This window comes from Shewanella sp. SM23 (assembly GCF_025654295.1).
Classification (GTDB): Bacteria; Pseudomonadota; Gammaproteobacteria; order Enterobacterales; family Shewanellaceae; genus Shewanella; species Shewanella oncorhynchi.
Genome location: NZ_JAKKRM010000005.1, coordinates 322048 through 335067 on the forward strand (window position 1 = coordinate 322048; position 13020 = coordinate 335067).

Annotated in this window: 7 protein-coding genes, 1 pseudogene and 1 riboswitch; of the genes and pseudogenes, 4 read left to right on the plus strand and 4 right to left on the minus strand. The window is 46.1% G+C overall.

The genetic code is table 11. The features are described from left to right. Positions 1-300 precede the first annotated feature (300 nt). Positions 301-1191, plus strand: a complete 891-nt coding sequence (locus tag L5L98_RS09510) for a hypothetical protein (protein ID WP_219254073.1) — start codon at positions 301-303, stop codon at positions 1189-1191. Between the two features lie 201 nt (positions 1192-1392). Here the strand turns inward: L5L98_RS09510 and L5L98_RS09515 are convergent, their stop codons facing one another. Together L5L98_RS09515 and L5L98_RS09520 are read right to left on the minus strand one after the other, a co-directional pair. After that, complete coding sequence (locus L5L98_RS09515; RefSeq protein WP_028761337.1) at positions 1393-2694, minus strand: DEAD/DEAH box helicase; 1302 nt, start codon at positions 2692-2694, stop codon at positions 1393-1395. A 361-nt stretch (positions 2695-3055) separates the two neighbouring features. Beyond that, the gene (locus L5L98_RS09520; protein WP_263140287.1) at positions 3056-4624 is read right to left on the minus strand and encodes a methyl-accepting chemotaxis protein; all 1569 of its coding nucleotides are present in this window, start codon (positions 4622-4624) and stop codon (positions 3056-3058) included. A 531-nt stretch (positions 4625-5155) separates the two neighbouring features. On the opposite strand from L5L98_RS09520, the gene L5L98_RS09525 reads away from it, so the two are divergent. Next, on the plus strand, positions 5156-6421 hold the full coding sequence (locus L5L98_RS09525) for an HD-GYP domain-containing protein (RefSeq protein ID WP_028761335.1): 1266 nt from the start codon (positions 5156-5158) through the stop codon (positions 6419-6421). A 173-nt stretch (positions 6422-6594) separates the two neighbouring features. On the opposite strand, the gene L5L98_RS09530 is transcribed toward L5L98_RS09525, so the two are convergent. After that, positions 6595-8382 (minus strand): aminopeptidase P family protein, encoded by a 1788-nt coding sequence (locus tag L5L98_RS09530; RefSeq protein WP_263140291.1) that lies wholly within the window; start codon positions 8380-8382, stop codon positions 6595-6597. A 393-nt stretch (positions 8383-8775) separates the two neighbouring features. Between L5L98_RS09530 and L5L98_RS09535 the strand changes: the two genes are divergently transcribed. Then, positions 8776-9561, plus strand: coding sequence for an ROK family protein (locus L5L98_RS09535; RefSeq protein WP_028761333.1), 786 nt, complete (start codon positions 8776-8778; stop codon positions 9559-9561). Between the two features lie 350 nt (positions 9562-9911). Beyond that, positions 9912-10000: riboswitch (cyclic di-GMP riboswitch) on the plus strand. Between the two features lie 113 nt (positions 10001-10113). Then, positions 10114-12720, plus strand: coding sequence for a glycosyl hydrolase family 18 protein (locus L5L98_RS09540; RefSeq protein WP_263140293.1), 2607 nt, complete (start codon positions 10114-10116; stop codon positions 12718-12720). Between the two features lie 63 nt (positions 12721-12783). Here L5L98_RS09540 and L5L98_RS09545 read toward each other — a convergent pair. Beyond that, positions 12784-13020: pseudogene (locus tag L5L98_RS09545) on the minus strand (IS4 family transposase); the annotation flags it as partial.

The window sequence follows — 13020 nt, forward strand, 5'->3', positions numbered from 1 at the left end:
GCTTGTTGGGTCGTGAATGGGGATGACAGCTATAAGAACGGCGAATGCTGCAATTTATTGCAGTGTGTATCCAGATATCGTGGTGTTTTTAAAGCAATGATTGCTCAATCACCCAAAAGCTCGTTTTAGTCTCATATGAGTCAATGGTGTGAGCCGATAACATGGGCTAATTGAGTAAGCTAATCGAGTCTGCTAATTAACTGAGATAAGGTGGGGCGCTGAACGCGAAAGTGATAGTATTGCCACAGCCTTGAAAGGCTGAAGTGATGTTTGGTAATTTTTTCAATAGGAAAGTGGTAAATGGATAAGGGATTATTTAAGGCGTTAAAGAAAGTCTATTATAAAAAGTCGTACCGCAAAGACGAGCATGGTTATCAACAAAGAATCGATAATGGCGATGTGTTTGATGTCGATACGGGAACTTATATCTACTCCTATCAAGGCCTATCTGATGCTGAAATCGCATTGATTGAACAGAGTGGCTATCCGGTCAACGACCGAGTTAAGCTGAGTCATGATGATGTGGTGCTCGGCTATAAAGCGATACTAAAGCAGCCGAATCTTGCGCTGGAGAATTTACTGGCGGCCTATTTATGTGGTTTTTCAAGCTTCCCTCGCGGTCGTCAACCCATTCTCAGTTATTTGTTTGCTAAGGCGCTACCAGAACATTCGATGGCAACCGATAGTGACATTTGTCCTGTGTGTTCCATCAAGCGCGTTAACTGGATTGAGCAGGGACAAGAAATCTTTTCCTGTTACGCTGGCAGTGTGTGGAACGAGCGCTGGGCGCACAATCTCATAGAATTACAAGAGTTTTGTACGCTATCGCCTTGTAAACCCAGTATAGAGGATGTGGCCATCTTCAGTGCGTTAATTGAAGCTATCCGTCAGGCTCCTTTAGATGAAACACCCGGAAAACTCGAGCAAAGGGTGAAGAAAGCCAAGATTATTCCTCAATTTAAAAAGTACAGTTTCCGTGGCCAACTGACGGTGTTAGCTGAGCTTGGCATCATGCCAAATTCCTATGTTACGCCGCTTTATGAAGCATTTACGCCATTTGAAGCGATCTGCAATATCAAATACCCGGGCAGTATCCGCTCTGACATCATCTTACCGCTAGCGGGTTGGCGCGGCGAAAATCCCATTGATGAGCAAAGGCTTAAACAGTTATTTGGTGGTTTTTTCGAATAAGTGATCGGCCTCAGTTATGTAGGCTAAGTATTGACTTCGTCACAGAGTTCGGACTGAGATAAGCCATCTTTGAGAGCGAGTCACTCTTATAGCCTATGGTTTATAGCTCATTAATTCGGCTCAATAAAAAAGCGTCCCTTGGGACGCTTTTTGCTTTAATAACGAGACTGATAGGCGAGGTGCATTGCCTATGTTAGTTGTTTATTTCAGCTTTTTCGCTTTGCTCGGTGCTTGACCAACCTTCATTTTTACGCGGCGGCCCTGCATGTTTTTCTCAGCAGCAACTTGAGCGCCGACGTTGTCGGTTCTTTGTTGCTTTTTGGCAAAACTGCGGCGGGTTTGTAATTGCTTTAATAGCAATTCGCGGCTGCCAACTTCATAACCTGGCACAGTGACGCGGCGAATCTGTTGGCCAATCAATTTTTCGATATCGGCTAACGTGCGCTCTTCTTCGCGGCTCACAAATGAAATGGCTACGCCTGTTTTTCCTGCACGGCCTGTACGACCGATACGGTGTACATAATCTTCTGCGAGGAAAGGTAAGTCATAGTTGACTACGTATTCAAGGCTTGGGATATCCAGACCTCGGGCGGCGACTTCGGTGGCAACCAGCACCCGAACATCACCCGCCACAAACTCACGCAGTGCGCGGCGACGACTGCCTTGGCCTTTTTCACCGTGGACCACTTCAGATGGGATACCATCTAAGTTTAATTCTTTGACTAGCGTATCGGCGGCTTCACGGGTCGCAGTAAATACCAATACCTGTTGCCAGTTTTTCTTGCCGATAAGCTCAGAAAGCAGTTCGCGTTTACGGCGTTGTTCAACCGGATAAACTACTTGGCTAACGGTGTCGGCTGTAGTGTTTTGTTTATCAACGCTGATCACTTGCGGTTTAACCATCATGTCGTTGGCAAGTTTTTTCACCGCACTTGAGAAAGTGGCCGAGAATAACAAGTTTTGACGTTTCTTATTTACCGCTTGAAGGATTTTTTGGATATCGGCGCTAAAGCCCATGTCGAGCATGCGATCGGCTTCGTCTAGCACTAAAAAGTCGACGTTCGACAGGCTTAAGTTACAGGCGGTAAGGTGCTCAAGTAAGCGACCTGGGGTGGCAACAATCACATCGGCGCCGCGTTTCAGCTTTTGCGCTTGAGTCTCAATCTTTACGCCGCCGTAAATGGTTAAGACGCTGAAGTTTAAGTATTTGCAGTAAGCCGTAACGTTGTCAGCCACTTGAGCTGCAAGCTCACGGGTCGGCGTAAGGATCAATACGCGGGCATTTGACTTTAGCGTTTCGCTTGGCTTTTCAACCATCTTTTGCAGGATCGGCAGCGCGAAAGCGGCGGTTTTACCCGTACCGGTTTGGGCGCTGGCTAAGACATCTTGGCCGCGGCGGATAGCAGGTATCGCTTGCTGCTGAATAGGCGTCATTTGTTGATAACCGCAATCTGAGATAGCGCGCAAAATCTCGGGGGAAAAACTAAAAGATTCAAATCTCATTTTGGATTCCTATCGTTCACTTATTCAAACATTCAAGCGCCACTAGCCTCTTTATCACTCGTCTAAAGGAGAGAGGTGTACCGGCTGGCTCATTCTTCCACACAGATTTTATAAGAAAAATGGCGGGCGCGGATTATAGCAAAAATTTCGGTTAAAACCTGTACTTTTTAGTGTTTTGGCATTTTATCTGCATCATTTCATCAGGAGGGGATAAAAGGCTTGGCACTGGTTCAGGTGGGCTAGGTCTTATTGATCTATACAAGGGTTGAGTAAAATATGGACTCAACAATACGGATTAAAGCTCGCTACATTAGAAAATACCGCAACCTAGGCTGCGGTATTTTGGATCTTGTACTTATGTTTAACCGAAGGTGCGCCTCAGGCCAAGGGCTTTTTCGGCATTGTGTTTAAGAAGATGGGCTGCATCACCAATCAGATGGGTTGCGGCTAAGTTCTCGGCGCTGGCATGGGTGATGGAGTGAATATTACTGGCGATCTCATTGACCACTTGACGCTGTTGATCGGCTGCCACTGCATTTTGTTGGGCAAAGGTGTGGATATCACTCACTTCTTGGTAAATGGTGTTTACATTGTCGGCGGACAGTTGAATATCGCTGGCACAACGCTCCGCATGTTGACGGCTTTGTTCCATTTCTTTGGCCCATGCGTTGAGCATAGTGAACATCTTATCGACACTCTTAGAAATACTGTTGGTCGATAGCTGGGTTCTGCTCGATAGGGCGCGTACTTCATCGGCGACCACGGCAAACCCACGGCCTTGTTCACCCGCACGGGCAGCTTCAATTGCGGCATTGAGGGCGAGGAGATTCGTTTGCTCGGCAATAGAGTCAATTTCGCCCATCGCATTAGCGACTTGCTCGGCTTCTTTATTTAATTGATGGGCATTGTTGGTGGCATCGGCAACAGACTTTGCCAGTTGCTCCATTTTTTGAGTGTTGGCCTTCATGTTGGCACTGCTTTTAAGGCAGAGATCATAGGCGGTATTGATGCTGGTGGACGTGAGATGTGTATTCTGCGCCACTTCTGTGATGGTTGAACTCATTTCTTCCATCGCGCCAGAGAGCTGTTCTAGCTGACTTTTCTCTTGATCTAGGCTGACATAGGTTTGCTCGGTCGCGACCACTAATTGATCGGCAATGGCATGTAATTGATTGGCTTGATCTTGGGTGCGCCCAAGTACGCCATTCATTTTGGCCTGTAGCATGATGAGCTGGAAATCGAGAATAGAAGAGGTATCTGCACCCGAGTAAATGTAACGACTGATAGAGTCATATTTGGTTTGCATTTCAATCAGTTTAGCGGGAATACGAAAAGCCTCATCGTAGAAAATGGCGAGGTTTAAACTCATCAGAATCGCCCCTGCGATAATCACGCCCCAGCCCCAAAAGTAGCCAGCGATCAGTAAACCTGTGGAGGCGACAACCGCAGATACGATACGTTTTTGCATTAAACTTAAGGGTTTAGGAATGGATTTGTCTAATTTGAGTCTTTGGTAAATCTCATTAGCTTTCGTGACGTAGGCGGCTTGAGGCTGAATGCGCACCGATTGGTAACCGACAATAGTGCCGTTTTCAAACAAGGGCGAAACAAAGGCATCGACCCAATAGAAGCCACCATTTTTACAGCGGTTTTTGACTATGCCGCGCCAAGATTGGCCTGACTTAAGTTTTTCCCACATTTCTTTAAAGGCGGCGCTCGGCATATCCGGATGGCGCACCATATTATGGGCACTGCCAATTAATTCTTGATCGCTATAGCCTGATACTTCGGCAAAGCGGGCATTGACGTAAGTGATGATACCGCGAGTATCAGTGGTGGAAATGAGTTCATCTTGTGGTGTTAAGCGGATTTCTTGATCTGATCTCTGTGTATTAACTATTTTATTTGCTGAGGCGTTACTCTGGCTCATTTAGTGTGTCCATTCAGGGCCGATGTGGTTCATTAGGGTTCAGGACGCGGTGTTAGGCGCGAATTTTATTGTGCTGACTCTCATCGGAGTAAGCTTGTTATGTGATAAGAGTATCATTTTTGTGTGGGTATAGGAGAGCGGTTTCTCATGGCTGACTGGTGAAAATCAATCGTTCGTCGTATTTATAAGCTATTGCAATATATAAAGTTTTTAAGTAGCGAGAATGTGGAGTTAAACGAGCGTTTATCCTGTTAAATCGTTAATTCTAGTATTTTGTATAGGGTTATTCTTTTATGTCTTGAGTGGGTATTTGTCATTCATCTTAAATATAAATTATGTTCGATGATATTGGACTAATGTCGTTGATTCGGCTTGATATCGCAGTATTCATGGAGCGCTTTATTGGCCTTAGTCTATTCTTTAATGGGCAACAAAAGATGGTTTATTTTTCCTTGCTTCAGTGGTGTATCTTGATTTTGCTCTTCTAGTTTATTAGCTCACAGCGGGAATGCTACATAAGAGGAACTTCCCATGGCGATATCACTTAGGCGTGGTGTAACTAAATTAGCCACAGCGTCCTTGGGAACAGCGGCGGCACTGCCACATTGGCGACGTTTGATTTTTGAACGTTTATTTGGCTTTCTAGCGATTCTCTGCGTGCCTGTATACATCACTAGTGTGTATTTATGCGTCATCGCCGATCTCTGGTTTATGGTGGTATTTGATACGCTGGCTTATCTGTTTTTACTGCTTTTACTGTATTTTCCTAAGCTTGCTGATAGTACGCGTTTTGGCTGTGGCTGCTTGCTGGGTTATGCAATTGGCATCGGTTTTTTAATTGCGATTGGCCCTTCGGGAGCAGGTTTTTTCTGGTTATTTATTTTCCCGCCGTTAGTCGGTATATTTTTAGGAAATCGAGCCAGCTTATATGCCCAGTGTTTGAATGGGCTAAGTTTGGTATTGATTGGTTTTGCCTATCATTTTAATTGGCTCAATTGGCCTGAAACCCAAGGTTATAGCGTCGGTATTTGGGCCGTTGTGGTGGTCAATTTTATCGTGACCAATGCCATGTTGACGTTAACTATTACTTATTTATTAGGTAAGTTGGCTGACGCACTCGATTCAACCTTAGCATCACGCCAAGCTACCGTATTAGGCTTAGCTAAACTCGCCGAATACAGAGATAACGAAACGGGCGCGCATTTGCTACGTATGCGGCAGTATTCGAAAATGCTCGCGTCGCAGCGACTACTGGCCGCCAATCCTCCTGCAGAATTGAACGAAGATTATATTCAAGACATTAGTTTGTCGGCCATTTTGCACGATATAGGTAAGGTCGGTATTGCCGATGCGATTTTGCTTAAACCGGGTAAACTAACGCCGCAGGAGTTTGAACAAATTAAAGCTCATCCTGTGATCGGGGGACAAGTGCTACGCAGTTTGTTGGAATATGCGCCCCAATGTACTTTTATTCAGATGGGCCGCGATATTGCTTCGGGTCACCATGAAAAGTGGGATGGTAGTGGTTATCCCCTTGGTTTGAAAGGTGAAGATATTCCGCTTTCGGCGAGGATAGTGGCCCTAGTTGATGTTTATGACGCGCTGACTTCTCCCCGATGTTATAAGCGGCCCTTTAGCCACCAAGAGGCTATCGACTTAATTATTGAAGGCAAAGGTCAGCATTTCGACCCTGAATTAGTCGATTGTTTTATTGAAATTCATCAGGACTTTGAAGTGTTGTCTAAAGCATCGCTGGATGATGCTTATCAGCCGATGGCACAACCTACTATGGTTTAGCGACTCATGTTTTTAAATCGTGTTTTGAAATCATGGTTTTGAAATAAGACGTGGGTTTTAAAACACACTGATAGCGCTAAAAAAACGCCCAATGCTAATTGCCTTGGGCGTTCTATTTTATAGCGCGTAAGTGACTAAAATAACGACTTAAATTGCTACTTATCAGCGGAGTGCTAAATTGCTTTAGTCACTTGAGTTAACCAAGCCAATTCATCCCCTGACATCAACGGAGAAAGTGTATTGAATACTTGCTGATGATAAGCATTAAACCAGTCTATTTCCCCTTGCGTTAACAGGCTCTTATCAATAAGGCGCGCATCCATAGGGATCATAGTCAACGCATCGAATTCATACATTTCACGCTCAGCCCCTTTAAGTGCTTCACAGTGTTGCACTACGACGAGGTTTTCTAGGCGAATACCGAAATCGTCGGTGCGGTAGTAACCCGGCTCGTTGGAAAGCACCATGCCGGGCATCAATGCGATACCGTTGACATTTTTACCTATGCGCTGCGGACCTTCGTGCACACTTAAAAAGTGACCCACGCCATGGCCTGTGCCGTGATCGTAATCAAAACCATGTTGCCATAAATATTGGCGGGCGAATGCATCGAGCTGCTGGCCTGAGGTGCCTTTCGGGAAGCGAGCTTGGTCGAGGGCAATATGACCTTTTAGCACCAGCGTAACCATTTTTTTATGCTCATCGGTCACTTCACCTATCGCAATGGTACGGGTCACATCTGTCGTGCCATCAATATACTGAGCGCCAGAATCCACTAAGTAGATGCTGTCCATTGTCATCATGGCTGGTGTGCCATTGTTGTGATTGTAATGGCACATAGCGGCATTAGGACCGGCAGCTGAAATCGTGTCGAAACTTGGCTCGCGGTAACGCTCATCTTCTAGGCGAAAGCTTTCCAATTTATCCGCAAGGGTGCCTTCATCGTGCATACGATTGGCTGCCACTTCGGCATCGAGCCATGCAAGGAATCGACTCACTGCGACGCCATCGCGGATATGACAGGCACGCATGCCGGCCAGTTCTGCGGCGTTTTTCTGCGCTTTAGGTAAAGCGACAGGATCGATTCCAGCAATTAATTTTGCTCCTGCCTCACGGGCAATGTTTTGTGCCCAAGCGTTTGCAGAATTCGGATCGGCAAGTAGTTTTACATCCTGCATGCTGGCGAGTGTATCGGCAAGAGATGCCTCGTCCTTAAAGCTTACGCCAGCACCAACATGCTCCTCAATGCCCTCTGGGAGTTTGCTTAAATCGGTGAAAAGCTGCATATCGCCATTGGCGTGGAGCAGGGCACTGCTGAGTACAACGGGCAGGCGTGGTACATCATTGCCGCGAATATTGAGTAGCCAGCAGAAAGAATCTAAGGCGGCGATTAAGGCGACATCACCACCGGCTTTTTTTACTAATGCACCAATTTCAATGCGTTTTTGCAGGCTGGTTTTACCAGCACTCTCGTTGCTAAACAAAGTGATAGGCGCGTTCGACTGTGCTGGCCGATTCTGCCAATGCAAATCGATAGGGTTTTGTTCAACTGCAACTAATTCGATTTGGGATTTATTTAAGGTTGCTTTGGCATTTTCATACCAAGCTAAGGTGTGTAAGCGCGCATCGAAACCAACGCGAGACCCTGCTGGTAGCGTGTCACATAACCACTCAATTTGTGGTGTATCGGTTAGGCTTTCATAACTGAAAAGTGTGGCATCGACTTGCAAACGAACTTGAACCGTATAGCGGCCATCGGTAAATATTGCGGCTTTATCTTTCAATACGATAGCCATACCCGCCGAACCGGTAAAGTTGGTTGCCCAGTACAAACGTTCGTTATGTGCTGGCACATATTCGCCCAGATATTCGTCGGCACGGGGAATAATAAAAGCATCGAGATTAGCAGATGTTAATTCGTTACGAATAGCACCGAGACGGTTAGCGATTGATTGTGACATAAGGGCTCCAATAGAGACTGGCATGCTATGCGAGTCGGTAGGCGAAGATCGCCTAAGGATGAGTAGGTTTATGTTGATTTGAGTTTTAACCGGCTCGGATTATCGCAAGTCTAGCGCGCTAGATGCAAGGGTAGCGAATAAAGGATTTTGTATACAATCGTGAATTTGTGCAGGTAAGACGCTTGAGGTTATGGGGTTTGTTGTTAATTTATTTATGTGATTTTGAGCATGAAAAGTGAATTAAATAAAAGGTTGGTCATGTTTTAATTAGGACTTGTTCCTTACAAATTAGCAACTTAAGTTTTATTCAATCGCTAACATTTGGACCCTATGCTAACATTTGCCATCTCCACTCGGGGTCAGAGTGGAGCACATGTATCAGTGGAGTAAGCGATGCAAATACTAACAATAGATGTGGGCGGTACCAAAGCCCTGTTCGAACTTCAGCTCGCGGGACATACAGAACAATATAAAATCCCCACAGGTGAAGGTTTTAAAATTGAAGAGTTAAATAATCAAATTGCGGCGTTTGAACGTGATTATGATTTACAGCATTACCAACTAGCGATTGCCGTACCTGGACTGGTACAAAATAATCGTTTGGTTTCTTGTAAATCTTTACCTGGACTCAATGGATTGAGCTTCGATACAGTCAAAACCCAGGGTGAGCTTAAGTTTATCTGCAACGATATCGATGCGGGTATGCAAGCGACTTGTGATGCTAAATATGCCTGTGAGTTATTGGTCATGTGCGGCACTGGGATCGGTATGTCTATTGCCTTTAATGGACAAGTCTTTACGGGAGCGACGGGCGTGGCGGGGGAGTTGGGGCCTTGTCGCGTGATGACAGAATCTGGTGAGTTTAGTTTAGAGCAACTGGCCAGTGGCGATTCAGTGCGCAGCCGCAAAATCTCCACTCAGGATGATTTATATCGCGCGGGCAGTTATCTCGGCATGGGATTAGCGTGGGCGGTTAATTTATTTAATCCTAATCGAATTTGGCTTGCCGGCGGTATGATGAATAGCGCTCCTTACTACAAAGGCTGCCTCGAAAGCTTAAAGCAAATGGCATTGAGCGCGCCCTTAGCTGAGATGAAAATCAATCGTGTCGATGATATGGAAACCTTGGTTTGCCGCGGTTTATCAGTGATGCTCGCAAGGGACTATCCCCGCGCATAAGGATCATAAATACCCCGCGCATAAGGATAATAAATATTGCTCGACTATGGTTTGCGCTATGAATGTTTAGTGATTGAGTTTTAGCTGCATAAGCGACGTAAATTGTGAAATATAAAGCAGGACTTATGATGCCTTTGGCATATCGAGTCCTGTTTTTTTATTCTTAAAGTATTCAGATGATCCTCATTACCCAAAGTAAATATTAGCGATAGTTTAATTTGCATAATTCCTTTCTTATCAGATGACTAGTTCTATTTACGATTTTAGCCAATAACACAGTTGATAATATTTTGTTGCAATTTTATTGCGCTTACGCTTATGCTGATATTTGCAATGACAACGTTGTCATTGTGTGTAAAAGGCAAACCAGTTGAAAAACTGGGACGCAAAGCCTCCGGTCTAAGGGTTCGTCTGTACCTATGATAGCGGGGATACCACAGGTTTTTCTTCATGCAGTTGTCAGTCGTTTTGCATGGTTTTAAGAGAGTGCTGTTTCCTGTCTACGCTTTGTTTGCCTTATTGATTCATATAAAAATTCAATAGGGATATCTCATGTTCAAGACTCAAATTTCAACATCAGCCTTGCTAGTGGCATCAGCGCTGGCATCTACCATCAGTGCCAGCGTTTTTGCAGCGGCGCCCGGTAAACCGACTTTAGGTTGGGGCGAAACTAAGTTCGCTATTATTGAAGTGAATCAAGCGGCTACCGCTTACAATCAATTAGTTACGGTGAAAGATGCCGCCGATGTCTCCGTTAGTTGGAACCTTTGGAGTGGCGATGTGGGCAATAGAGCCCAAGTGTTACTCAACGGCAATGTAGTTTGGGAAGGCCCATCTGGCGCGTCGGGAACCGCTAACTTTAAGGTGAACAAGGGTGGCCGTTATCAGATGCAAGTACAACTGTGTAACAGTGATGGCTGTACGGCGAGCGATGCTAAACAAATCCTCGTGGCTGATACCGACGGCAGCCATTTAGTGCCACTCAATGCTCCCCTAAAAGAAAACAACCGTCCCTATGCTAATAAATCAGGCAAAGTGGTGGGTGGTTACTTTGTCGAATGGGGCGTATACGGCCGTAAATTCCCGGTCGATAAGATACCTGCGCAAAACTTAACCCATATTTTATATGGCTTTACCCCAATTTGTGGTGGTGATGGCATCAATGATAGCTTGAAAGAAATCGAAGGCAGTTTCGAAGCGTTGCAACGTGCCTGTAGTGGTCGTGGTGATTTTAAAGTTGCGATTCACGATCCTTGGGCAGCGATTCAAATACCGCAGGCGGGAGTGAGTGAGCATTCAGATCCTTACAAAGGTAACTTCGGTCAATTGATGGCACTTAAGCAAGCACATCCAGATTTGAAGATTTTACCTTCGGTCGGTGGTTGGACCCTCTCGGATCCCTTCTTTTTCTTCGGTGATAAAACCAAGCGCGATATCTTTGTCGCTTCGGTGAAAGAGTTTCTACAGACCTGGAAATTCTTCGATGGCGTGGATATCGACTGGGAATTTCCAGGGGGAAATGGCGCTAACCCAAATTTAGGTAATGCCAATGACGGTGAAACCTATGTGACTCTGATGCGTGAACTGCGGGCTATGCTTGATGAACTAAGCGCCGAAACGGGTCGTACCTATGAGCTGACCTCAGCGATTAGCGCTGGTGACGATAAAATTCAAAAAGTCGATTATCAGGCTGCTCAGCAGTACATGGATTACATCTTCTTGATGAGTTACGACTTTAATGGTGGTTGGACTAATACTGAACTCGGCCATCAAACCAATCTGTATGAAGCGAGTTGGGATCCCAATACCCGTTACACCACAGCTAATGGCGTTAATGCGCTGTTAGGCCAAGGTGTGACCCCTGGGAAAATTGTGGTCGGTGCCGCTATGTATGGCCGCGGTTGGACAGGTGTCAATGGCTACAGTGGTAATAATCCTTTCACGGGGACGGCAACGGGCAAAGTAAAAGGTACTTGGGAAGCTGGTGTGGTGGATTATCGTCAGATAGCGAACGATTACATGGGAAGTGGTTGGACTTACAGCTATGACGAAACGGCCGAGGCGCCATCTTTGTTCAAGGCATCTACTGGCGATTTAATCACTTTCGATGATGCTCGTTCAGTTAAAGCCAAGGGGCAATATGTGCTTTCTAATCAACTTGGTGGGCTTTTTGCGTGGGAACTTGATGCCGATAATGGTGACATTCTGAATGCCATGCACGAAGGTTTAGGTCATGGTGAAGGCACCACTCCGCCAGTGAATAAAGCGCCCATTGCCAATGCGGGCGCGGATGTGAATGTCACCGGTCCCGCCGATGTTACGCTCAATGGTAGCGGTTCGCGCGATCCTGAAAACGCTGCCTTAAGCTATCTCTGGACTCAAGTCTCTGGGCCAAGTGTTGCCATCGCGAATGCGGATATGGCGAATGCGACTATTCAACTGGGAGCAACCCAAACCGATGTCGCCTATGGTTTTAGCCTTAAAGCCACCGATCCTGAAGGGTTATCTGCCACAGATTCAGTGACAGTAACCAACAAGGCTGATACGCCTAATCAAGCACCTGTAGTGACTCTGGCTCCGACTGCGACAGTTGAAGCGGGTAAAACCGTCAGTATAGTAGCGAGTGCCTCCGATGCAGATGGTGATGCCTTAACCTACGCTTGGACTGTGCCCGCAGGCGTGTCGGCAACCGGGCAAAATAGTGCCACGTTAGTGGTTACTGGCCCCAATGTTACCGAAGCGACCCTCTATGGTTTGAGCGTGCTGGTTTCCGATGGTGCCTTAGATGCAAGCGCATCGACTAATCTGACTGTGACGCCAAAAGTGGTTGGTGGTGGGTGCGATGCAACCGATCCCAATGCCGGTAACTATCCTGCTTGGCAAACCAGTGTGGTGTATAACACGGGCGATACTGTGAGTCATAGTCAGTTGGTATGGAAAGCAAAGTATTGGACGCAGGGTAATACGCCATCTCGCACCGCAGACCAATGGCAGCTACTCAGCCAAGTTGATCTCGGTTGGGATGCGGGTGTGGTGTATAACGGCGGTCAAACTACTAGCTATAACGGTCGTGTGTGGAAGGCGAGTTACTGGACTAAAGGTGATGTACCGGGTGTTGCAGCAGTATGGGTTGATATTGGCGCGGCAACCTGCCAGTAATTATCCCAAATTTTGATATTATTGGTTAAAAAATAAAGCCCTGCGAAGTTTCCTGTCTCTTGATCACATCTTTTGCTCAAGAGACAAGGCTAGCTGGTAACCTTCAAGGATGGTTTGCAGTTTAAACCATCCTTGCCATAACCTTTCCCAGCCTACAATTCCGCTTCGTTTGCTGTCATTCCAGCCCGCGAGTTTTCCTAATCTTAGATAAGCCCAATGCACACTGGGGACTTGTTCGGGCGGTTGGCTTTTTTCCGTCTTTAGCCATAACAACTTCCAGGCCAATGGGCTTAACAGGCT